Raw genomic sequence first — 281 nt, 5'->3', positions numbered from 1 at the left:
TCACGTGTTATCTTTTTCTCTTCCTTTTTCTTTTGTTTATTGGGTTTCTTAGACATAGAAGGTCGCCCCTTTGGTTTTGCATTCAGGCCTTCTACTCCCTGTTCATGAAACTCTTTCGTCCAGCGTTTGATTAAGGAAGGTTTGTTCAATTTAAAATGAACAGCGGTTTCTAAATAAGAAGCACCTGTGGTTAACATAAATTGTATCGCACCTAATTTAAATTGAACAGAGTACTCCTTTTTTGTTTTTCTTCGTTTTAACCCATCAATCCCCTGAAACTT

The 281-nt window shown here is 36.3% G+C and carries 1 protein-coding gene; it reads right to left on the bottom strand.

The window, feature by feature from the left end; translation table 11 throughout:
• On the bottom strand, nt 1–281 hold a 281-nt coding region (locus GH754_RS19360; protein WP_153730271.1), incomplete at both ends, for a helix-turn-helix domain-containing protein.

Source organism: Salinibacillus xinjiangensis, from assembly GCF_009649735.1.
In the GTDB taxonomy this organism is placed as follows: Bacteria; Bacillota; Bacilli; order Bacillales; family Alkalibacillaceae; genus Salinibacillus; species Salinibacillus xinjiangensis.
The sequence above is the reverse complement of the archived record's forward strand: the minus strand, read 5'-3'. Positions and strand labels throughout refer to the sequence as shown.